The organism is Saccharicrinis aurantiacus, from assembly GCF_001660705.2.
Lineage (GTDB): Bacteria > Bacteroidota > Bacteroidia > Bacteroidales > Marinilabiliaceae > Saccharicrinis > Saccharicrinis aurantiacus.
This window is the reverse complement of sequence record NZ_LYBV02000017.1, coordinates 1-22,873: the sequence shown is the minus strand read 5'-3', so window position 1 is coordinate 22,873 and position 22,873 is coordinate 1. Positions and strand designations below refer to the sequence as shown.

Genomic DNA, 22,873 nt, shown 5'->3' with positions numbered 1-22,873 from the left:
ATTAGCACAATTTAAACTAAAACCAATGAAGGCAGACGTACAAGAAATATATAAAATAAAAACCACCGAAAAAGAATCACTATTAAAGTGGTATCACTTATTAAAACTCGGCCGCAGCTTAGATGATAAGGCTCCCAATTATTTGCGCCAAGCAATTGGTTGGTCATATCACGCACCTGCAGCAGGACACGATGCTATTCAGTTAGCTATCGGTCAGGTATTTGATCAGGAACACGATCATTTATTTCCGTATTACCGCGATTTGCAAACTTGTTTATCTGCAGGTTTAACAGCAACAGAAATTATCCTTAATGGTATTTCTAAAGATACAGATGTAGCTGGTGGTGGACGTCACATGAGTAACCATTTTGCAAAACCAGAAATTAACATTCATAATGTTTCGTCGTGTACAGGTAACCATACTTTGCATGCTGTTGGTATTGCTAGGGCAATAAAAACTTACGAAGCTAAAGGAGTTGCGATTAGCTCACAAGGTGAATCTTCTGTTTCTGAAGGGTATGTTTATGAAGCGATTAATGGTGCTTCAAACGAAAAGCTTCCGGTAATATTTGTATTCCAAGATAATGGTTACGGTATTTCAGTTCCTAAAAAAGATCAAACGGCTAACCGTAAAGTAGCTAAGAATTTTGAGGGAATGAAGAACCTACGCATCATTTACTGTAATGGTAAAGATGTTTTTGATTCGATGAATGCCATGGCTGAAGCTAAAAAACATGCTGAAGAAAATCAGACTCCAGTTATAGTTCATGCCAACTGTGTACGTATTCATTCGCATTCTAATTCTGACCGTCATGATTTATATCGCGACAAAGCAGAATTAAACTATGTGCAAGAGTATGATCCAATTGCAAAATTCCGTCGTTTATTAGTTCGCTACAACAGAGCTACCGAAGAGGAGTTAGATGCCATTGATGCAGAAGTAAAAGCAGAAGTGAAAGTTGCTCATAAAGCAGGTTTAGCGGCACCAAGTCCTGATCCTGAAAGTATTCACGATTTTGTAATTGCCCCATCATATGTTCCTCAAAAATTTCCTGATGGAACACATAATGAAGAAGGTGAACCTAAGAAATTAATTGAAGCTTTAAACGGTACTTTAAAAGAAGAGTTTAGAAGAAATCCACATACTTACATTTGGGGTCAAGATATGGCCAATAAAGATAAAGGTGGAATTTTTAATGTATCAAAAGGTCTACAGCAAGAGTTTGGACATAAGCGTGTATTCAATGCCCCAATTGCAGAAGACTTTATTATGGGAACGGCTAATGGTATGGCCCGCTATAATAAAGACATTCGAATTGTTGTTGAAGGTGCAGAATTTGCCGATTATTTCTGGCCAGCTATGGAGCAGTTTGTTGAAACAACCCATGAGTACTGGAGAACTAAAGGACAGTACTCACCAAACATCACAGTTCGTTTAGCTTCTGGTGGATATATTGGTGGAGGTTTATATCACTCTCAAAATATTGAAGGTGCACTTTCAACATTCCCAGGGGTTAGAATTGTATATCCATCATATGCTGATGATGCAGCAGGATTACTTCGTACTTCAATGCGTTCAGAAGGAATGACGGTTTTTATGGAGCCTAAAGCTTTATATAATGCACCTAAAGCAGCAACTCCAATTCCAGAAGAATTTGAAGTGCCATTCGGAAAAGCTCGTATTAGACGTGAAGGTACTGATTTAACAATTGTTACTTACGGTAACACTACGCATATGTGTGTAGAGGCAGCTGACAAATTAGCAAAAGAAGGTGCTGGTAACATTGAGGTAATTGACTTAAGATCAATTGTACCTTTAGATACTGATACCGTTTTAGAATCAATTAAAAAAACATCCAAAGTACTTATTGTACATGAAGATAAAGTATTTGCTGGATTTGGTGGTGAGGTTGCAGCAACAATCTCTGATTTAGGATTTGAGTATTTAGATGCTCCTGTAAAACGAGTAGGATCTACATTTACACCAGTTGGTTTTAACCGCATTTTAGAAGCGGCAGTATTACCAAATACAGATAAGATTGAAGTTGCTGCACGTGAGTTATTATCGTTTTAATTATTGACTATAAAAAATTTAGATATGAAAAAGATAGGTTTATTTTATAGCTTTCATTCAGTAAAAACGAAACAACAAGCACAAAAGATTATTGCAGCTCTTGGAGCTGAGAATATCGAAGAAGTTAATGTTGAAGAAGCTGATGAAGCAACTTTTAAGAAATATAGCAACTATATACTTGCAGTACCAACATGGTTTGATGGCGAGTTACCTAATTATTGGGATGAATTTCTACCTGCAGTAGAAGATGGATCTTTAAAAGGTAAAACTTTCGCACTTTATGGTGGTGGAGATCAAAAAGGATATGCTGAGAATTTTGTTGATGGTTTAGGTATTATGGCTGATTTCATTGAGGCTAGAGCCGGTAAAGTAATTGGCTTTACATCAACTGAAGGCTATGAATTTGAAGGGTCTAAAGCAGCTAGAGGTGATCAATTTGTTGGTTTAGCACTTGATATTGAGAATCAGGCAGCATTAACTGGTGAAAGAATAGAAGCTTGGACAGAACAGCTTAAAAAGGAGTTTAAATAGAGCAATAAACTCATACTTAATAATAAAACCTTGCAATTAGTTTTGCAAGGTTTTTTTGTGTCTAAATATTTTGGGATCAGATAAAAAAATAAGACCATAAGTTTTTAATGTCGAAATATAATTGATCAGCTACAAACAAAATATATCGCAAGTAATAGAGCATAAAATAAGCTGAAATTTATTTACATAATTAAATCGATTAGAATTTAATATTCAGATCAAATATGTGCAACATTACGATTATAATAATCGATTATTTCCTTCTATTTTTCTGAATTTAGGCAATAGAGCCAAATAATGAGAGATAAGATATACTCCGACCAAATTCTTTGTGGAATATATCTAATTACAAACATAAACTTATGCTGGATATTTAATTCTCACAAGAATTTTATTTACATATGTAAAGCGCCTCATTTGAAACGTAGCATAATTTTTTAGAGGTCTCAATTATTTGAATTACAAAAGTAATCACGAATCCGACTAGATTAGTGTTGATATCTGTAACATAGAGTAGGGGAGAGTCTTATGGTTATCATTGCGAAATGTAACTTGTAAATTCGGTAAATGTATAAATATGCAAAGAGTGAATAACTGCAAAAATAATCATAACACATATTTTAACAATAGCCACATATTGTTAATTATCAATACTTTACAATACTTATATAAATCAATAAACAATGTATTAAGACGTTTTCTTTCTTTAAAGGCAATTTTGCATCAATCGCATTGTATACAAACAACATAATTCATTGCATATCAGCAATATGCAAACATTACATAAACTAGCACTACAACGCTATCTGCTATACGATTAAGTAGCTATAGTTGAGGACGATATAATTACAACCAAACTGTACAGACTAGACATGATTAACTAATCAACCATAGGTATACTCCCTTATATATTTATCCACAACTAAATTAATTACAACTACTTAAGCCGTATTGAGTGAATTAATAATAACATGCATATTTACTTAAATATGAAATATAAAGGATCATAAGATTAAATTACTGAAAGTAAGTAATAACATTATTAGTTATATACAATTTTAGATAGTTTCATTTTGTAATTGAAATATATTAATTACATTTGTATCGAGCCTTTCATTACAAATGAAATATACTCGCCAACACATATGTAACGAAAGTGTAAATGCTGGTGTTATAGATGTAATTAATTATAATTTTATATTCTTATACAATATATTACATATGAAAACTCGTTTACAAACTTTATTATCCTCAGAAGGTATTGCTTCATCAAGATTTGCTGATGTCTTAGGTGTTAACAGATCGAGTATTTCTCATCTTTTATCAGGGCGAAATAACCCAAGCTTAGATTTTTTACAGAAAGTATTGGTTAAATACCCAAAAATAAACCCTGATTGGTTGTTGTTAGGGCAAGGTGAAATGTATAGAAATAATGCTGGTAAGGTAGAAAAACAAGGTGGTAGTGATTTGTTTGATATGGAAATTACAAATAAACCTAAGCAAATGCCTCAGCAATCTTCAAAAGTGGTTAATAAACCTATTTTTAATAAGGTAAAAGAGGTAAGTCCACAAGTTGCTCCTGAGCCTGTAATATCAAATAATGTAGCACCTAAGGATCTAGTATCTTTAAGTTCTGATAAGAAGAAATTAAGGAAGATTGTATTCTTTTATGAAGACAATACTTTTGAAACTTTTGATGCTGATTAACGAATAAAGTATTTAATGGCTGTTGTTTCTGGCTTAGGGATAGCAGCGTCATCCTTTGTGAGCCCATTTTGGCGAAGCAAAGATATAGCGCATAGCCCGCCCCTTGGGGAAGCCCCTTAATAATAACCCTCATTTACTAATTATTCAATTGTTTGGTTTTACATCTGATCAATTTGCTTATATTTGCAAAGTTTTTTAGATATGTACGTTTGTTTACATATGTAAAAGGCTGTTTATTTACAATGTAACAAGCTGAATAACAGATGAAGAAACACGTTGAGTTATTTAAAGTCACTCAAAACAGACGTATAAATGCGGAGTATATGATACTTCACGTCGCTAGTGAAAATAAACTTCCAGAAATCCTTCCTGGTCAATTTGTAGAAATTAAGGTTGAGAATGGGCCAAATACTTTTCTTAGAAGACCAATTTCGATACATGAAGTTGACCATGACAAAAATGAAATTATCCTTTTAATACAAGAAGTTGGCGAAGGAACTCAATTAATGGCTAAACTTCAACCTGGAGATGATTTGGATATGATATATCCTTTAGGTAATAGCTTTACTACGGAAGGTATCAAAAAAGCCGTTCTTGTTGGTGGTGGTGTTGGTGTTGCACCAATGCTTATACTTGGTAGAGAACTTAAAGCCAAGGGAGTTACGCCTTATTTCCTATTAGGTGCTAGAAATAGTGAAATTTTAATGGATCTGGATGAATATTTAAAAATTAACGAGGTAGGTGTTACTACAGAGGATGGTTCTCAAGGAATTAAAGGTTTTGTTACTGACCATAGCCTATTAAATGAGCAATTAGCAGATATGGACATGGTATATACCTGTGGCCCAGATCCAATGATGCGTGCTGTTGCAGCAAAAGCGAAAGAAGCCGGTGTTGATTGCGAGGTTTCGTTAGAAAATATGATGGCTTGTGGTTTTGGAGCTTGCTTATGTTGTGTAGTAGATACTTTAGGAGGCAATAAATGTACTTGTACTGAAGGTCCAGTGTTTAACACTAAAGAATTAAAAGGATGGTAAACTTAGCTGTAGATATAAATGGGTACACTTTAAAAAACCCTGTAATGACCGCTTCTGGAACCTTCGGATTCGGAGAAGAATATGAAGATTTTATTGATATTGACGCTTTAGGAGGTATTGTAGTTAAAGGTACTACGAGAGAGCACAGAGAGGGTAATCCTTATCCTAGAATGGCTGAAACACCTTCTGGTATGTTAAATGCTGTTGGACTTCAAAATAAGGGTGTAGAACACTTTGCAAGTAATATATATCCTCGAATTAAACACTACGATACAGGTATCTTTGTAAATGTATCTGGATCTACAATAGAGGACTATGTAGCAACTGCGGAAAGAATTAATGAACTTGACCATATACCCGGGATTGAATTAAATATTTCTTGTCCTAATGTTAAAGAAGGTGGAATGTCCTTTGGGGTGCATTGTCCATCGGCAATAGCTGTTACAGAGGCAGTTCGTAAAGTTTACAAAAAGCACATGATGGTGAAGCTTTCTCCTAATGTTACAGATGTAACTGATATTGCAAAAGGTGTTGAAGGTGCTGGTGCTGATTCTGTTTCTCTGATAAATACCTTATTAGGAATGGCCATTGACGCAGAAAAACGTAAACCACTTTTATCTACTATAACTGGTGGTTTGTCAGGCCCAGCTGTTAAACCTGTTGCACTCCGCATGGTTTGGCAAGTATATAATGCTGTTAAAGTACCTGTAATTGGTATGGGTGGCATTATGAATGCTACCGATGCTATTGAGTTTATGTTAGCAGGAGCAACAGCAATTCAGGTAGGTACAGGAAATTTCGTTGACCCAACAATGACCATTAAAATACTTGATGGAATTAAGGATTATATGGAACGTCATAAGATTAATGATGTTAATGAGCTAATTGGTGGAATGCACGTATAGATTTTATATATTTTTACATATATTGAAAGGGCATTTAGTGCCCTTTTTTTTGGCTCTAAACGTTAATATGTTTAACCTAAATATAATATATGAAACCATATTTACTATTTGCACTCTTTATTGCTTTAATAGCTTATTCATCCTGTAATCAGGCACCTTCTCAAAAAACTACTTCAGAAGAAACCAACAAAAAGTATAAACATTTAGATAGTATACGAGCGCGCTTAACTCCTATAGAGAAGGATTGGGAAGAAATTATAAAAGATGGTAAATTAAAAGTACTAACCACATATAGCGGGACTAGTTACTTTCTTTATAAGGGAAGAACAATGGGGTTCGAGTTTGAACTCTTGAAGAAGTTTGCTGATGATATGAAGCTCGAAATAGATTTACATATTATCAAGGATATTGATAGTATGTTTATTTACCTTAATCGTGGCGATGGAGATTTAGTAGCACACACCATTGCTCAAACACGCAAACGCAATAATCTTGTAAGTTTCACAAAACCTTTATTTTCAAGTCATCAAGTTTTGGTGCAAAAAATGCCCGAAAAATGGTATGCCTTGCATTGGAAAGTTATTGAAGATTCATTATTGCACGATCCTATTGAGTTAATTGGCAAAAAGGTGAGCGTTAGAGCCAACTCTTCCTACCACGACAGATTATTAAATTTATCTGATGAAATGGGTGGTAAAATTATCATCGACGAGGTTCCTGGAGAAATGACTACCGAAGAAATTATAGAATTGGTTGCTGAAGGTAAATTAAAATATACTGTTGCTGATAATAATATTGCAAGTTTACTGGCCTCGTATTATCCTATTTTGAATACAGAAATTAAAATTAGTACCACTCAAAATATGGCATGGGCAACACGGAAAAATTCGCCAGTATTGCTTTCTAAAATCAACGAGTGGCTAATTCAATATAAGAAGGAAACAGATTACTATGTTACCTACAATAAGTACTATAAGAATAAAAAAGACTTTAGAAAGAGAGTGAATAGTGATTTTTATAGTTTAAAAAACAATCAGATAAGTAAATATGATGATTTAGTAAAAAAAGAAGCAGAACAGCTAAATTGGGATTGGCGATTATTAATGTCGCAAGTATATCAAGAGTCTCGATTCGATCCGCACGCAGTTTCATGGGCTGGCGCTTCAGGCTTGATGCAGATTATGCCTTTAACAGCTAAAGAATTGGGAGTTAAGAACCGAAATGATCCTAAGCAAAGTTTAAATGGTGGTGTAAGATATTTAAAGTACCTAATGGGACAATTTGAAGATGTTCCGGACACCTTACAAAGGATAAAATTAGCATTAGCATCATATAATTGTGGCTATGGGCATGTAGCAGATGCGCAAAGGTTAGCCTTAAAAAAGCATTTAGATCCATACAAATGGGATGAAAATGTTGAAGAAATGATACTTGCTTTACGATATCCTAAAAACTATAATGATGAGTCTGTTAAACATGGCTATACAAGTGGTTTAGAGCCTTATACTTATGTAAGGCAAATATTTGAAAGATATGAACACTATAAAGTGTTTATTAGAGAGTAAGCCTATCGGATATAGTAAGAAAAAACGCCACATCTGTTATAAACAAGTATCAGATGTGGCGTTTTTTATTGATTTGAATTTCATCAAAGTAAGAATGATCTAGAACCTATTGAGTGATCTATGCTAGTTTAGGATTCCTAAATGAATAAGGGAATGATTTACAAATCTAAATTATAAAAGAAATAGGACTCTGAAAAATGAGTTACACATGTAATGAGTATAGTGATTACAAAACTAAACACACTATTATCCCAAATTCCTCAAGTGGATATCTTTTTTGGAGGTTACATTAATAACTGGCCTGAAGTTCTCCTTAATAAAAGCCCAGTCATTAGGGAATTCCTTAATCAGAATATTAATTCGTTCCTTATTCTTACTTAAGAAATCGGAAATGGCAGCTGCAGTAATAGGGCGCTCCATCGACTTACCAACATTAGAACTGGTCAAACTGATACCTTCTTCATATACCCAAGTAGCTGTTTCTTCTAGCTTATCTAAGAAGGCTTTTGTTTTTAATAAGCGAGGTGATAATTGCTCTATTTTAATCTGATCCTCGCTGTATACATTTGTAACAAGGCTTCTTGATTCTTCCGTTTCCAATTGTAAGTATGATAATTCTATTTCAATACTATCTGTATTTACGTATGTAAATAATAATTTTGTATACTCTACAGCTCCAGCAATTGCTTTTTGTAATGGTAAAAATGGTCCTTTGTAATCCTGAATAAACTCGATACATTCTTCATTGTAAACATAATTAACTCCATCAGAATTAGAAAATTCTGCTAAATATTGATATGCCCATGATACAACGAAATCATTATTATTATGATCCTCTTTAAGTATCTTATTTTCAATATGCTGTTTGGTAATAATTGCTTTACTTTTTTGAGCAAAGTCAGAGAATAGTTTATTATTTCTGTTGAAATCTTCTATAAATGAAAATACAGATCCAGATATTAAACTTGCTATAATAGACTTGTTTTGTGTATTTAAAACTTCCTTTGTATGATGAACTCCAAAATGGCTAATATCATCTTTAAAGTAAATAAAAATTAAACCTCGCGTTTCAACGTGGCTTTGCGGTATTTTTAACAAAAGTATTAAATGCTTGTACTCATCAAATATGTTTTTTTGGAAAGTAGAAATATCGGTCTGTTCAAAAGGAATAGATTTTCGATCAACCCATTTAGATACATTATTCTCCTTTTGAAGCAATATTAACTTTTGGGCAGTCTCACTATCAATATTCAAAGTATATTCTACCAGTCTATTATTTAATAGTTTTAAACCAATTCCTTCAATAACATTCTCTGCTTCTTGCTGATTATAAATACCTATAATACGCTCTATACCATCAACCAATTTTACAATATGGTTAAAAGTAGCCTGAAATAAATTATATGGTGTTTTCGCGTTTGGCATCAATAATTAAGCAAATAAGATGTCATATTTAAGCTGAGTCCCTACAAATTTAAGCAAAATTTCGCTAGTTATTAAGTGATATTTAAGTTAAAATTTCAATACTTAAGCAGTTAAGTAAAGCTTTATTATAGCTTAAATTACTTAAATCACTATCAATTAGAACGGTATTGCCATTACTTTTGTAGTACAACAATTATAAATAAAATATTCTTAAGTTATGGCTTCAGCAAAATTAAGTTTTTCTATTATGCTAATTCATTGGTGTAACAAATTAATAGATTGGTTCATGAGGTTTTTTGAGGATTCAGATTTATACTGGACCGACTCATCAGAAAATGTAAAAATAAAAGATACATTTACAAAGGCTCAAAAAACTACTGCAAAAGTTGCGAAAAAGACGACTCCCTTCACTTCTCGAGTGAAACGGTTTTTCAGAGAAAGAACCTTTCTAATAGTTATTTTAACAGTTATCATTATGCCGTTCTTTTATTTAAAGCATCAAATGAGAATAATATCTTCATCATTAAAAGGGTCGATTATTAATATGTTTGATTGACTAGGTAAAACCATTATATTTGAGGCAAAATAAGAAAACATGTCTCGAATTACCTTACTCATTATTTCAATTGTTATTTGCCAATACTCATGGTCTAAGCCCTTAAAGCTTTCATCCAACTCTAAAATTTCAGTATTAACTTGTGACTCGGGAGAAGAATTATATTCAGCGTTCGGACATAGTGCCTTAAGAGTTAAAGATAGTATCAATAATATTGATTTAACCTTCAATTACGGGACTTTTGATTTCGATACGCCTAATTTTTACCTGAAATTTGCAAATGGGAAGCTAAATTATATGCTCAGTGCCAGTAGGTTTAAGTATTTTCTTCCTTCTTATTTTCATGAGAATAGAACAGTTACAGAACAAGTCTTAAATTTAAATATAAAGGATAGGCAAGCGATTTACGATGCACTTATTTTAAACTATCAACCTGAAAATAGAAATTATAAATATGATTTCTTTTTTGATAATTGTGCAACCCGCATATATGATATTATTAATAATAATATTGAAGGTGGATTAATAATAAATAATTCTGCTAATTCAGAACTAACATTTAGAGAATATCTGCATACTTATCTAATTAATTCTCCATGGGTTGAAACAGGTTTAAATTTATTACTAGGTCTTCCGGCGGATGATATTGCTAGTATTAAAGAATCAACCTACTTGCCTAATTTCTTATTATTGGCTTTAGAGGATGCAACTTTGGTTAATGGCAGCAAAGCTGTTTCAGAAGAAATTGTACTTCTTGATTTTAGTGATACTCCAAAATCACCTCAATTGCCTATTACACCAGCCATACTGTTTTGGTTATTATTGGCTTTGGGAGTCGTTTTATCTTTGCTTTCTATAAAATACAACTTTAGTTTATTGTGGTTCGATAATATGCTTTTTATAATATCAGGATTTATAGGTATATTCTTAAGTTATATGTGGTTTATAACAGACCATCAAGTTCCGCAAAATAATTTGAATGTTCTTTGGGCAGTACCATTTGCAGCACTCATTCCTTTTGTTAGCAAACGTAAGCCTTTTGGAAAGCTATGTATAAAATATCAGTTGATCAGTTTATCTATTTTTGTACTAGGGTGGTACTTTTTACCACAGAGCTTCCCTCAAGCAACTTTACCTTTTGCTATCTTACTTTTGTTACGAACAGGCTTTATTTATAAAAGAGGTTCGTAATTTTAATTTAATCTGCATAAACATTAAGATAGTTGCTTTGTTTTAATGCTATAACAAATAGCAATATGAAGCATCTAATTTTAATTATTTTTCTTTCTCTATTTCTAGTAAATAGTTACTCTCAGCAAACTAATGCTGAGAGTGTCAATATCAATCAACTTAAGGCTCGTTTCGAAAATAGCAATGATACCATATTCTTTGTTAATTTTTGGGCAACATGGTGCAAACCATGTGTTGAAGAAATGCCATTAATTGAGAACATTCAATCCAGTTTTAAAGGGATTCCTGTTAAGGTTCTTCTGGTTAGTTTAGATTTCAAAAGCCAATTAGAAAGTCGGTTAATCCCTTTTATTAAAGAAAACTACATACAAAGTGAAGTGCTAATTCTTGACGAAGGAAATCCTAATGAGTGGATACCTAAGGTTGATAAGAGTTGGTCTGGTGCTATTCCTGCTTGTTGGATTTACCATAATAAGCAAGAAGTCTTTCACGAAGGACAAGTTAATCTCAAAATTATAGATGACTTATTAAGTAAGTTAATATCAGAGTAATATTATAAAATTCAAACTAAAAATTAATAAATTCAAGAGTTGTTATGAAAAATATATTAAGCGTTATCGTTATCATGTGTATTAGCCTTGTTTCACAAGCTCAAACTGAAATAGGTGAAAAGGCTCCAAATTTTACTTTAAAAAATATTGATGGAAAAATGGTAAGTCTAACAGATTATAAATCGCAAAAAGGTGTGATTATAGTCTTTACCTGTAATCATTGTCCTTACTCTAAGTTATATGAGGATAGGATTGTTTCGTTAAATGCAAAATATGAAAAAGAAGGATTTCCGGTAATAGCCATAAACTCTAATAATCCTAAAGATTATGAAGAAGACTCATATGAAAATATGATTATTAGAGCAAAAGAAAAAGGATTTACATTTCCATATTTAGTTGATGATAAAGGTATTTATAAAAAATATGGAGCCAGTAAAACACCACATGTTTATCTGCTAGAAAAAAAGAATAATTCTTTCGAAGTAGTTTACATTGGAGCAATTGATGATAATGCAAGAGCACCCAAAGAGGTAAAAGAAAAATACATAGAGAATGCTATTCAGGCAATAAAAAAGGGAGATAAAGTAAATCCTAGTGTAACAAAAGCAATAGGATGTAGTATTAAGCCTTATTAAGGCCATATAATATTTAGGTTTGTTTCAAACTAAAGTGCATTTTGCTATTTTTGTGTAAAATGCACTTTTTTAATGACATTCCTAAGAAAAATATTTATATCGTTAATTGTAATTACACTTATCACTGCTCTCAACGTAATTCTATTCAGTTGGAATAATGCTTTTGATATTGATTTCATTCCACCAACAGTTCAAAACTCCTCCAATCACATTAACAACACTTTATCTGAAAGACCCGAGTTTAGACACATTGATAAAAATGTTGAACGGTTCATTAAACGAAATAATCTGGCAGGTGCATCATTAGCAATTACTAAAAATGGTGCACTCAAATTTGCTAAGGGATATGGAAGTGCTGATAAAGAATTAGATATTGCCGTTCAGCCATATAACTTATTCCGGATAGCGAGTGTATCTAAACTTGTTACTGCAACGGCTATTATGAAGTTGTGTGAAAACAATAAAATTTCATTATCGAGTACTGCATTTGGTAATAATGGTATTTTAAATGACTCGATTTATCTCAATTATAGAGATAAAAAAGTTGAGCAAATTACAGTTAGAGATCTACTAAATCATACTAGTGGTTGGACTAACAGGTGGGGAGATCCTATGTTTATCCATAGAGCTGTTGCAAATCAACCGGAGTTCTCATATCCAATTACTGGAGAAGATATAATACGCTTCATGCTTAAGAAACGTTTACATTATCCTCCAGGAACACTATCATCATATAGCAATTTCGGTTATGCAATACTTGAGAAAATTATTGAAAAAGCATCAGGAACTAGCTATGAGAACTATGTGAAGACTGAAATCTTATATCCATTAGAGATATTTGATATGAAGATTGGAGGAAGCTATTTATGGGAAAGATATGATTTGGAGGTTAAATATTATGAACCAGATGAACCATACTTAGTACCTGATCATCTTGAACGAGATAAGCAAGCACTGCGTAGTTACGGTGGAAACGATATTAGAACACTAGGTGCTGCAGGCGGTTGGATAGCTTCATCAACAGATATATTAAAACTAGTTTCTGCAATTGATGGTTTTGAACACCCAGATGATATACTATCACTTGAAAGTATTAAGCAGATGACCGAAATTGAAAATTTAGGTGATAGTCCGTTGGGTTGGAGAGGTATACGAAAATCATATTGGTACAGAACCGGAACTTTAGCTGGTAGTTCAGCATTAATTGTTAGGTATGATAATGGAATTTCGTTTGCTATAATCTTTAATTCAAGTTCATGGAAAGGACCAGAGTTTGCGAATGACATTAAAAAGATGATGGACAAATCGTTAAAATCAGTAAAAACATGGCCCGAATATGATTTGTATAATTTGAAACTAAACACTAATAATACTGAAGATATAATTTTCTAATATCTCAAAACAATAATAAATATGGAGTGTTTAACGAATATTAAACTCACATGTTCTTAATTAGGTTAAATAGAAATGATAAATATAGATAAATTTAAAATAAGCGAAATTCCATTTGGAGAAAGACGAACTACATTTAAACCAAATGTTGAATTGTATAATTACTTAGGAGAAGATGGATTTAGAAAGATTATTGGTAGTCATTATGATCTGCTAGTAAAGAGTGAAATAAAAGATATATTTCCGACGAGTGATGAAGAATTAGATGGTGCCAAGAAACGATCTGCTGATTTTTTCATTCAACGTTTTGGAGGTCCTGAGTATTATAAAATGACACGAGGTAATCCAATGCTTGCTAATAGGCATTTGCCTTTTAAAATTAAGCCAAGTGGTCGTAAAGTTTGGTTAGATTGCTACAGACAAGTTTTATCTCAGGTTAATGATGTTCCTGAGAACCTAATAATGGATTTTTGGAATTGGTTAGATGAATTCTCTAATTGGATGGTTAATACACCTGAAGAACCTAAATTCAAATTAGGGTTTTCATTAAAATAGCCCAATTATAAGATCATTATATTTGTCCTATAGTTTATATTATGTTAAATAGGATATATTGAAAGAAACCGAGGCAATATAAACCTCGGTTTTCTATTATATTATAAAGACTTTAATTTATCATTAACCTCTTTGTATTTATCGTTCATTTCAAATCTGTAGTAAAGTGTTTTTAAACTCTCTAACACAGCAACCTCTTCAGGTTTAACAGATAATGCACGTTCAAAAAATGGTAATGACTCTTTGAAAGTTCCTTCAGCAGCTTCTTTTTTTGCTTCAAACTTTTTAAAGTCAGTTTCTTCATTAGCTAAGTTCATTTCTTCAACACCTTTGTTAAAATACATTACGCCAATATTATATAATGCATTAAAATATTCAGTATCAATCTCTAAACACTTATTATAATCAGCTAATGCAGCTTCGAACTCACCGCTATTATCATTTAAAACTCCTCTAGCGTAATAAAATGAAGGATTGTCTTTATCTCCTTCAATTGCTTTGTTAAGGTAATTTAAAGCTTTATCATTCTGATTGCTTTCTAAATAGAAGTTAATCAAAGAAGTTAAAATTCTATCATCCCCAGGATAAGTTTCAAAACCTTTAATTAAGTTAGGACCCATTTTTGCAGAATCACCTGTCGCAGTGTGCACTTGTTGTAACAATAAGATAGCATCTCCACCTCCATATTTGTAATCAACAGATTGATTAAAATACTTTTCAGCTTCCTCCCACATTTCGCCGTTATAAGCAGCTAAAGCAGTATTAAAAATGATTGATGTATCAACTTTTTCACCTTGTAATTCAATCATATAAGGATGTGCGTTAATAGCTAATAGATCTTCAAACGCTGTAACAGCATCTTTAAAGTTCTCCTTATTGAATGCATCAACACCGTCGTTAGTTAGTTCTCCTGAGAAAAATAATAAAGACTGTCCGATCTCTTTCTTATATTTACCAACTTTCTTTCCTTTAGCATCACCTTTTTCATCAAGTTCTATAGCTTTCTTATAAAACTCAAATGCTTTAATAGTCCCTTGATCATCTTTACCTTTTTTATCAAGTTCACCATAAACTTTAGCTGCCATGATATAAGTCTTTGGCCAAGTGTTACTTTTTTCACTCGCTAGGGCTTGATCAATAGCTTCTTTTGCCTTCATAATGTCGCCACTGGCCATTAATGTTTCGGCACTAGTTACTTTTCCTTTTTGGGCAAATACTGCTGATACAGAAAGCGCCAGTGTTAGAAATAAACTAATTTTCTTCATCGTATTACTTTTTAATTTTAGATTAACAGGGCTGATTTAATCTATTCAGCCCTGTTGTGTGTTATGATTTATTTATAGAATCTGTTTTTATTATTCTTCTGTTGGTATTTCAGGAGTACCTTCGCTGCCTTCAACTTGATCTTCTTCTGTTTCTGTTGCTACTTCCTCTTTATAAGCAGGAACTCTTGCAACAGAAGCAATTTGATCTGTCTTTTTAAGATTTATCACTTTAACTCCTTGTGTAGCACGTCCCATTGTTCTTAATTCAGACATTGCTAGACGAATAGTGATACCTGATTTATTAATAATCATCAAATCATGTTCATCAGTAACATTCTTGATAGAAATAAGAGCTCCAGTTTTTTCAGTGATTTTCATGGTTTTAACCCCTTTACCACCTCTATTGGTAATTCTATAATCTTCTATTTTCGAACGTTTTCCAAATCCATTTTCAGATACCACAAGAGCATCTTCTTCTTGAATATTATTAACACAAATCATACCAACTACCTCATCCACCTCAGTATCAATACTTATACCCCTAACACCTTGGCCTGTTCTACCAATAGTTCTGATGTTTGTTTCGTTAAATCGAATAGCTCTACCTGATCTTGTAGCCATTAAAATTTCGGTTTCTCCATTCGTTAATCTTGCTTGGATTAACTCATCATCCTCCTTAATTGTAATTGCATTCACCCCATTTACACGAGGACGAGAATAATCAGCAAGTAGTGATTTTTTAATAATACCTTTTTTGGTACCCATCACAATGTAGTTGCTATTTACGTAATCTTCTTCGTTAAGTTTCTTAACTTTAATGAATGCTTTTACTTGATCGTCGCCCTCAATATTTAATAAATTTTGGATGGCTCTACCTTTAGTACTTTTGGCTCCCTCAGGAATTTCATATACTTTAAGCCAGAAACAACGTCCTTTCTTGGTAAAGAAGAGCATTGTATTGTGCATTGTAGCAGGATAGATATGCTCAATAAAATCTTGATCACGTGTTGTACTTCCTTTAGAACCAACTCCTCCTCTACTTTGCGTTCTGAATTCAGCAAGTGGCGTACGTTTAATATATCCTAAATGAGAAATAGTAATGATCATTTCATCATCAGCATAAAAATCTTCAGGATTAAATTCTTCTGATGAATAAACAATTTCTGTTTTACGCTCATCACCATATTTTGCCTTAATTTCAACTAACTCTTCAGTAATAATCTCCATACGAAGACTCTCGTTAGATAAAATATCTTTTAAATGAGCAATTTCTTTAACCAACTCATCAAATTCGTTACGCAATTTATCTTGCTCAAGACCAGTTAATTGTCTTAAACGCATTTCAACAATTGCTCTTGCCTGAATATCAGAAAGTTTAAAGCGCTCAATTAAGTTATTACGAGCCTCTTCAGGATTTGAGGCTGCTCTAATAATTTTAATTACTTCATCTATATTATCACTTGCGATAATAAGTCCTTCTAAGATATGGGCTCTTTTTTCAGCTTGTTCTAACTCGTATTGCGTTCTACGAACTACAACATCATGTCTGTGCTCAACAAAATTACTGATCATGCCCTTTAAGTTCAATAACTCCGGACGACCTTTTACTAAAGCAATATTGTTAACACTAAATGATGATTGAAGTGCAGTAAATTTATATAGGTTATTTAAAACTACATTTGCAATTGCATCGCGCTTTAAATCAACTACAATACGCATTCCGCGTCTATCTGATTCATCATTAACATTGCTTATGCCTTCGATTTTTTTATCGTTAACTAAATCGGCAATCTTAATAATTAATTCAGCTTTATTTACTAAATAAGGTATTTCAGAAATAACAATTTTTTCTCTTCCGTTGCTATCTGTTTCAACCTCAGCCTTAGCTCTTACAACTACTTTTCCCCTACCCGTTTCAAAAGCATCTCTTACACCTTTGTAACCATATATAATACCTCCCGTAGGGAAATCAGGTGCTTTTACATATTCACATAATCCATCAATATCAATTTCTGGATTCTCAATATAAGCAACTGTAGCGTTAATAATTTCGGTTAAGTTATGTGGTGGCATGTTTGTTGCCATACCCACAGCAATACCTGAAGCTCCGTTTACTAATAAATTAGGAATACGTGTTGGTAATACGGTTGGCTCCTTAAGCGAATCATCAAAGTTTAACTGAAAATCAACAGTTCTTTTGTCGATATCAACTAAAGTTTCTTCAGCAATTTTGTTTAAGCGTGCCTCGGTATAACGCATTGCTGCAGGACTATCTCCATCAACAGAACCAAAGTTACCCTGTCCATCAACCAATGGATAACGTAAAGACCAATCTTGGGCCATACGAACCATTGCGAAATATACTGATGAATCACCATGCGGGTGATACTTACCTAGTACTTCTCCAACAATTCTAGCAGACTTTTTATATGGCTTTGAGGCTGTAACTCCTAGTTCACTCATCCCGAATAGCACACGCCTGTGAACGGGCTTAAAACCGTCCCTAACATCAGGAAGTGCTCTTGAAACAATTACCGACATCGAATAATCGATGTAGGCAGACTTCATTTCTTCCTCAATATTTATTTTAATTATTTTCTCTCCTTCAGCCATTTATATTTTAAATTTTGAATTAGAATAAACAAATAAAACAGACCTAATAAGTCTGTTTTTTCGACCGCCTAATTTAGCATTAATAATGCTAACAATAAAGACTTTTTTCATATTTTATTAAGGATCATTTAACGCTCTGAAATGCGCATTTTTACTGATATTTTTGATTTTCTACTAAAGAATAAATATATTCAAGTTTTTATTCTTAAAACTACACGCAAATGAAACAATTTTTAAAGTGTAAAATGAAAAATAAAGTTTGTATTTATTTGATTTATAATTGATCATTTTTTTGTAAAAAATATGCTCGCATCAAACTTTAATACGGTTTAACCTGTTATGTTATTGTAATTCTTCTAAAAATTGAGAAGAATTACATTTTTTCTGACTTATTTAATTTGATATATTTTAATGAATTTAAATTTTTCACCACAAATAAATGAAGTATTAAGCAATTCTAAAGCTGAAGCAATTCGTATGGGTAACCCATATATATCTCCTGAACATTTGCTATTAGGACTAATTATAGATACAAAAGGTAATGCTTACAAGCTATTAAATGAGCTTAATATCGATTTAGAACAACTAAAAATAAAAATCGAGGATAAATTAAGAGAAGATGAACCTCTTAGACACAAAGATCATATACCACTTTTAAAGTCCACAGAGAGAATACTCCGGTTAGTTTTTCTTGAGGCTCGTATTTTACAAAGTGAAAATATAAATACCGGACACTTATTATTAGCTTTACTAAAAGATAACCATGGATATATCCCAGAACTTATGACAAAAGAGAATATTAATTACGAAAGAGTACACGGTTTGATGAATTATAACAAACCAATGGCTAAGGCCGATTTACCGGAAGATGATGACCAAGATAGTCCATTTGCAGGAGGAAGTTCAGGTGGTGGTGATAACCCTAGAGCTTCAAGTGGATCAAAAGGCTCAGACACGCCTGTGTTAGATAACTTTGGCATTGACATGACTCAAGCTGCTGAAGAAAACAAACTAGATCCAATTGTTGGTCGAGAGCAAGAAATTGAGCGATTGGCTCAAATTTTAAGCCGACGTAAGAAAAATAACCCAATTTTAATTGGAGAACCAGGTGTTGGTAAATCTGCCATAGCAGAAGGACTTGCCATTCGTATTCACGAGAAAAAAGTATCTCGAGTACTATTTGATAAACGTGTTATTACACTCGATTTGGCTTCAATTGTTGCAGGTACAAAGTATAGAGGCCAGTTTGAGGAACGAATGAAGGCTATTCTGAATGAGCTCAGTCGTAATCCAAATATTATTCTGTTTATTGATGAAATCCATACTATTGTTGGTGCGGGTGGTGCTACAGGATCTCTTGACGCTGCAAACATGCTGAAACCTGCCTTAGCGCGTGGTGAAATTCAATGTATTGGAGCAACAACTCTCGATGAATATCGTCAACATATTGAGAAAGATGGTGCTTTAGAGCGTCGCTTCCAAAAAGTTATGGTTGAGCCAACATCCATTGATGAAACTATTGAGATTTTAAATAATATAAAAGAAAAGTACGAAGATCATCATAATGTTGAGTTTACACCTGAGGCAGTAGAAGCTTGTGCTAAGCTTACAGAACGCTACATTACCGATCGTCATTTACCAGATAAAGCAATTGATGCTTTGGATGAAGCAGGATCGCGTGTACATATTTCTAACATTGTAGTTCCTGAAACCATCTTAAAACTTGAGGAACAGATTGAAGAAACAAAAGAAAATAAAATTAAAGCGGTTAAAGCACAAAATTTTGAATTAGCGGCAAGCTTTAGAGATAAAGAAAAAACATTTTCTGAAGATTTAGATTCTGCAAAAGAAAAGTGGGAGAAAGAATTACAACAACACAAAGAAACTGTTGACGTTGAAAAGGTTGCTGAAGTTGTAGCCATGATGACTGGCATACCAGTTCAGAGAGTTGCACAAGCTGAAGGTTTCCGATTACTTAAAATGGGTGATCAATTGAAAGGGAAAGTTATTGGTCAGGAAGAAGCTATTGTTAAGATTGTGAAGGCTATTCAGCGCAACAGAGCTGGATTAAAGGACCCTAATAGACCAATTGGATCGTTTGTATTTCTTGGACCAACAGGTGTTGGAAAAACGCACTTAGCTAAAATATTGGCAAAATACTTATTTGATTCTACTGATGCACTTATTAGAATTGATATGAGTGAGTATATGGAGAAATTTGCGGTTTCAAGGCTTGTTGGAGCCCCTCCTGGATATGTTGGCTATGAAGAAGGTGGACAATTAACCGAGAAGGTTCGTAGAAGACCTTATTCAGTTATTCTTTTGGATGAAATAGAGAAAGCCCACCCAGATGTGTTTAATTTGTTACTCCAGGTTTTAGATGAAGGTAGACTCACCGATAGCTTAGGTAGAAAAGTTGATTTTAAGAATACCATTATTATTATGACTTCAAATATTGGAAGTCGTGAATTAAAAGATTTTGGACGAGGAGTTGGATTCCAATCTGCGTCTAGAGAATCTGATTCAGACCATGCACGTCATGTAATTCAGAAAGCACTTAAAAAAGCTTTTGCTCCTGAGTTTATAAATAGAATTGATGATGTTGTTGTATTCAACACTTTAGATAAAAATGATATTCATAAAATTATCGATATTGAATTAAAGGGTCTTTATTCTAGAGTTGAAGCTCTTGGTTATACTCTAAAACTTACTGACAAAGCCAAAGATTACATTGCTTCGAAAGGATATGATAGTAATTTTGGTGCACGCCCATTAAAAAGAGCGATTCAGAAGTATCTTGAAGACGAAATGGCTGAAGTAATCATTCAGGCGAGTATATCTGAAGGGGATATTATTAAGGTTGATTTTAATGATAAGGAAGAGAAAATTTTTAGTGAGATTAAAAAAACAAAGAAACTTGTAAATAAAGAAGATAAAAAAGAATAACTAGGTCTATTCTTAGAATACTAAACCCCAGGTCTTTGTAAGCTTGGGGTTATTTCATTCCCAAAAAACCAACAAATTTTATCATTCATTTATTTGCAAACTAAATTATTTAGTCTAAATTTGCAGCCGTTATCAAAAAGGATAACAACAGAATTATTGGAGAGTTGGCAGAGTGGTCGAATGCGGTAGTCTTGAAAACTATTGTGCGGCAACGTACCGGGGGTTCGAATCCCTCACTCTCCGCTGATACAGATGTCATAAAAAGACACTAAACGGACAAGTCCCACAATATGAGAGTATTGTGGGACTTTTTTTATACATCAATGTTTGCTATGTCTGGCCTAAAATGCCATAAAAAGACATAGTTTAGTAGCTAAATCGTAACCTATTTTCATAAAATGATAATAGGTCACAAAAAGTCCACGTATGGCTTTAACTTGGCCGCTCCTGTCCTACCTACAAGTATTTCATTTTAAGATTGATAAACTATTTTTACAATTAAAAAATGAAGCGTATGCGAAGTACATTTAAAGTCCTTTTTTACATCAAGAAGAATGCAAAAAAGAAAGATGAAACAGCCCCAATTATTTGTAGAATTACCATAAATGGTAAAATGACTCAGTTTAGTACCAAGATATTTATTAAACTAAACGAATGGAACATTGATAATGCCACAGTCATTGGTAAAACAGTACAAGTTAAATTGATTAATGCAACTCTAGAAGAAATTAAGTCTTCTTTACATAGAGTATATCATGACCTTTCAAGAAAAGAATTACTTGTCACTGCAGAGAAAGTTAAGAATGAATTTCTTGGTATTAATAATACACAATATCTTTTAATGCAATTATTTGCCAAAAATAACGACATCCTCAAAGAGCAAATAGGTATTAATAAGTCCAAGGCTACCTATCAAAAAGCAGAAGTATGTAGGCGTCATCTTAGTAATTACATTAAGGTGAATTATAAGATGACAGATATTGATATTAGAGAAATAAACCATTCGTTTATTGTTGGTTTTGAAAATTACCTCATTGTAAAATGCCTCTGCAACCCTAATACGGCGGCGAAGTTCATTCAGAAATTTAAGAGTATCGTTCTAATAGCTAAGAATAATGGATGGATATCAGCTGATCCATTTGCCAGTTACAAGATATCATTAAAGAAAGTGGACAGAGGCTACTTAAATGATGATGAATTAAAGAGGATAATGCAAAAAGAGTTCGCTACTGAGCGATTAGAAAGAATAAGAGATATTTTTATTTTTTCATGTTATACCGGTTTAGCTTACATCGATATAAAAAACTTGCGACAAAAACATCTTATTAAAGGATTTGATAATAATTTGTGGATTAACACCAAAAGACAAAAAACCAATGTACAAACTGTTGTTCCTCTTCTTGATTTAGCTCAAAATATTTTAAAAAAATACGAAGGTCTGCCCCATGGTCTTTTATTACCTATACCAACTAATCAAAAAACGAATGCTTATTTAAAGGAAATAGCAGATTTATGCGGCATTACAAAAAACTTAACATTTCATTTGGCTAGACATACTTTTGCTACGACAATAACTCTTTCTAAAGGTGTACCTATAGAAACGGTAAGCAAAATGCTTGGTCATACTAACATAAAGACGACACAGATTTATGCACGTATTACAAATGAGAAGATTAGTTCGGATATGCTAGTGTTAGCCGAAAAATTAAGAAATTCTAATGCAATGCAGTCGATATAACATGAAAGGCTTCCGGTTACACTGTTGTAACCGGAAGCTTCACTTTTTTTTAATACTTGTCAGTCAGATTCCGATTATAGTGCTAGCGTTCTTCTAAATCAGTAGTTTCTTTATTAGCAATGTCAATCGAAATCTCCTCTTTACCTACCGGACTAGCTGTGCAATTACTTATCAATTCTCTTAAATT

Annotated in this window: 17 protein-coding genes and 1 tRNA gene; 15 read left to right on the top strand and 3 right to left on the bottom strand. The window is 33.0% G+C overall.

The window, feature by feature from the left end; all coding sequences use genetic code 11:
• Window positions 1-25: 25 nt before the first annotated feature.
• The 6 genes from A8B35_RS05870 to A8B35_RS05845 all read left to right on the top strand — a co-directional run bounded on the left by A8B35_RS05870 (window position 26) and on the right by A8B35_RS05845 (window position 7,819).
• Window positions 26-2,074 carry an alpha-ketoacid dehydrogenase subunit alpha/beta gene (locus A8B35_RS05870; RefSeq protein ID WP_075602420.1) on the top strand — a complete coding sequence of 683 codons (2,049 nt, stop codon included), beginning with the start codon at window positions 26-28 and terminating at the stop codon, window positions 2,072-2,074.
• 24 nt (window positions 2,075-2,098) lie between these two features.
• Complete coding sequence (locus A8B35_RS05865) at window positions 2,099-2,605, top strand: flavodoxin (RefSeq protein WP_075602419.1); 507 nt, start codon at window positions 2,099-2,101, stop codon at window positions 2,603-2,605.
• A 1,221-nt stretch (window positions 2,606-3,826) separates the two neighbouring features.
• Window positions 3,827-4,312, top strand: a complete 486-nt coding sequence (locus A8B35_RS05860; protein ID WP_171973163.1) for a helix-turn-helix domain-containing protein — start codon at window positions 3,827-3,829, stop codon at window positions 4,310-4,312.
• 263 nt (window positions 4,313-4,575) lie between these two features.
• A complete protein-coding gene (locus tag A8B35_RS05855) occupies window positions 4,576-5,349 on the top strand; it encodes a dihydroorotate dehydrogenase electron transfer subunit (RefSeq protein WP_075602417.1) in 774 nt (257 codons plus the stop codon).
• The gene (locus A8B35_RS05850) at window positions 5,343-6,254 is read left to right on the top strand and encodes a dihydroorotate dehydrogenase (RefSeq protein WP_075602416.1); all 912 of its coding nucleotides are present in this window, start codon (window positions 5,343-5,345) and stop codon (window positions 6,252-6,254) included. The genes A8B35_RS05855 and A8B35_RS05850 overlap by 7 nt, the downstream gene beginning before the upstream one ends.
• An 89-nt stretch (window positions 6,255-6,343) precedes the next feature.
• Window positions 6,344-7,819, top strand: coding sequence for a transglycosylase SLT domain-containing protein (locus A8B35_RS05845; protein ID WP_075602415.1), 1,476 nt, complete (start codon window positions 6,344-6,346; stop codon window positions 7,817-7,819).
• Window positions 7,820-8,065: 246 nt separating this feature from the next.
• Here A8B35_RS05845 and A8B35_RS05840 read toward each other — a convergent pair whose 3' ends face one another.
• Entirely contained in the window at window positions 8,066-9,244 is a 1,179-nt protein-coding gene (locus A8B35_RS05840) for a hypothetical protein (RefSeq protein ID WP_075602414.1), read from the bottom strand.
• 286 nt (window positions 9,245-9,530) lie between these two features.
• Here A8B35_RS05840 and A8B35_RS05835 point away from each other — a divergent pair, with 286 nt between their 5' ends.
• The 6 genes from A8B35_RS05835 to A8B35_RS05810 all read left to right on the top strand — a co-directional run bounded on the left by A8B35_RS05835 (window position 9,531) and on the right by A8B35_RS05810 (window position 14,124).
• Window positions 9,531-9,800: a hypothetical protein gene (locus A8B35_RS05835; RefSeq protein WP_139314825.1), complete on the top strand. Its 270-nt coding sequence runs from the start codon at window positions 9,531-9,533 to the stop codon at window positions 9,798-9,800.
• A 39-nt stretch (window positions 9,801-9,839) separates the two neighbouring features.
• Complete coding sequence (locus tag A8B35_RS05830; RefSeq protein ID WP_083634338.1) at window positions 9,840-10,991, top strand: lipoprotein N-acyltransferase Lnb domain-containing protein; 1,152 nt, start codon at window positions 9,840-9,842, stop codon at window positions 10,989-10,991.
• Window positions 10,992-11,056: 65 nt separating this feature from the next.
• Complete coding sequence (locus A8B35_RS05825) at window positions 11,057-11,542, top strand: TlpA family protein disulfide reductase (protein WP_075602412.1); 486 nt, start codon at window positions 11,057-11,059, stop codon at window positions 11,540-11,542.
• Window positions 11,543-11,586: 44 nt separating this feature from the next.
• Window positions 11,587-12,177: a thioredoxin family protein gene (locus A8B35_RS05820; RefSeq protein WP_075602411.1), complete on the top strand. Its 591-nt coding sequence runs from the start codon at window positions 11,587-11,589 to the stop codon at window positions 12,175-12,177.
• Between the two features lie 72 nt (window positions 12,178-12,249).
• Complete coding sequence (locus A8B35_RS05815; protein ID WP_083634337.1) at window positions 12,250-13,569, top strand: serine hydrolase domain-containing protein; 1,320 nt, start codon at window positions 12,250-12,252, stop codon at window positions 13,567-13,569.
• Window positions 13,570-13,644: 75 nt separating this feature from the next.
• Window positions 13,645-14,124 (top strand): globin domain-containing protein, encoded by a 480-nt coding sequence (locus A8B35_RS05810; protein ID WP_083634336.1) that lies wholly within the window; start codon window positions 13,645-13,647, stop codon window positions 14,122-14,124.
• 101 nt (window positions 14,125-14,225) lie between these two features.
• On the opposite strand, the gene A8B35_RS05805 is transcribed toward A8B35_RS05810, so the two are convergent.
• Both A8B35_RS05805 and gyrA read right to left on the bottom strand, forming a co-directional pair.
• Window positions 14,226-15,389 carry a tetratricopeptide repeat protein gene (locus tag A8B35_RS05805; RefSeq protein ID WP_075602410.1) on the bottom strand — a complete coding sequence of 388 codons (1,164 nt, stop codon included), beginning with the start codon at window positions 15,387-15,389 and terminating at the stop codon, window positions 14,226-14,228.
• 90 nt (window positions 15,390-15,479) lie between these two features.
• Window positions 15,480-18,002, bottom strand: coding sequence for a DNA gyrase subunit A (gene gyrA / locus A8B35_RS05800; RefSeq protein WP_075602409.1), 2,523 nt, complete (start codon window positions 18,000-18,002; stop codon window positions 15,480-15,482).
• Window positions 18,003-18,413: 411 nt separating this feature from the next.
• Here gyrA and A8B35_RS05795 point away from each other — a divergent pair, with 411 nt between their 5' ends.
• The 3 genes from A8B35_RS05795 to A8B35_RS05785 all read left to right on the top strand — a co-directional run bounded on the left by A8B35_RS05795 (window position 18,414) and on the right by A8B35_RS05785 (window position 22,686).
• On the top strand, window positions 18,414-20,948 hold the full coding sequence (locus A8B35_RS05795; RefSeq protein WP_075602408.1) for an ATP-dependent Clp protease ATP-binding subunit: 2,535 nt from the start codon (window positions 18,414-18,416) through the stop codon (window positions 20,946-20,948).
• A gap of 158 nt (window positions 20,949-21,106) precedes the next feature.
• Window positions 21,107-21,191: transfer RNA gene (locus A8B35_RS05790), tRNA-Ser, on the top strand.
• Window positions 21,192-21,462: 271 nt separating this feature from the next.
• Entirely contained in the window at window positions 21,463-22,686 is a 1,224-nt protein-coding gene (locus A8B35_RS05785; RefSeq protein WP_075602407.1) for a site-specific integrase, read from the top strand.
• The last annotated feature ends 187 nt before the right edge of the window (window positions 22,687-22,873 follow it).

Excerpts from the sequence above, each read along its gene's own strand:
- A8B35_RS05815 (WP_083634337.1), top strand. The coding sequence starts at position 12,250 with ATGACATTCCTAAGAAAAATATTTATATCGTTAATTGTAATTACACTT.
- A8B35_RS05840 (WP_075602414.1), bottom strand. The coding sequence starts at position 9,244 with ATGCCAAACGCGAAAACACCATATAATTTATTTCAGGCTACTTTTAAC.
- A8B35_RS05870 (WP_075602420.1), top strand. The coding sequence starts at position 26 with ATGAAGGCAGACGTACAAGAAATATATAAAATAAAAACCACCGAAAAA.
- A8B35_RS05805 (WP_075602410.1), bottom strand. The coding sequence starts at position 15,389 with ATGAAGAAAATTAGTTTATTTCTAACACTGGCGCTTTCTGTATCAGCA.
- A8B35_RS05850 (WP_075602416.1), top strand. The coding sequence starts at position 5,343 with ATGGTAAACTTAGCTGTAGATATAAATGGGTACACTTTAAAAAACCCT.
- A8B35_RS05825 (WP_075602412.1), top strand. The coding sequence starts at position 11,057 with ATGAAGCATCTAATTTTAATTATTTTTCTTTCTCTATTTCTAGTAAAT.
- A8B35_RS05810 (WP_083634336.1), top strand. The coding sequence starts at position 13,645 with ATGATAAATATAGATAAATTTAAAATAAGCGAAATTCCATTTGGAGAA.
- A8B35_RS05855 (WP_075602417.1), top strand. The coding sequence starts at position 4,576 with ATGAAGAAACACGTTGAGTTATTTAAAGTCACTCAAAACAGACGTATA.
- A8B35_RS05820 (WP_075602411.1), top strand. The coding sequence starts at position 11,587 with ATGAAAAATATATTAAGCGTTATCGTTATCATGTGTATTAGCCTTGTT.
- A8B35_RS05830 (WP_083634338.1), top strand. The coding sequence starts at position 9,840 with ATGTCTCGAATTACCTTACTCATTATTTCAATTGTTATTTGCCAATAC.
- A8B35_RS05860 (WP_171973163.1), top strand. The coding sequence starts at position 3,827 with ATGAAAACTCGTTTACAAACTTTATTATCCTCAGAAGGTATTGCTTCA.
- A8B35_RS05845 (WP_075602415.1), top strand. The coding sequence starts at position 6,344 with ATGAAACCATATTTACTATTTGCACTCTTTATTGCTTTAATAGCTTAT.
- A8B35_RS05835 (WP_139314825.1), top strand. The coding sequence starts at position 9,531 with ATGAGGTTTTTTGAGGATTCAGATTTATACTGGACCGACTCATCAGAA.
- A8B35_RS05785 (WP_075602407.1), top strand. The coding sequence starts at position 21,463 with ATGCGAAGTACATTTAAAGTCCTTTTTTACATCAAGAAGAATGCAAAA.
- A8B35_RS05795 (WP_075602408.1), top strand. The coding sequence starts at position 18,414 with ATGAATTTAAATTTTTCACCACAAATAAATGAAGTATTAAGCAATTCT.
- gyrA (WP_075602409.1), bottom strand. The coding sequence starts at position 18,002 with ATGGCTGAAGGAGAGAAAATAATTAAAATAAATATTGAGGAAGAAATG.
- A8B35_RS05865 (WP_075602419.1), top strand. The coding sequence starts at position 2,099 with ATGAAAAAGATAGGTTTATTTTATAGCTTTCATTCAGTAAAAACGAAA.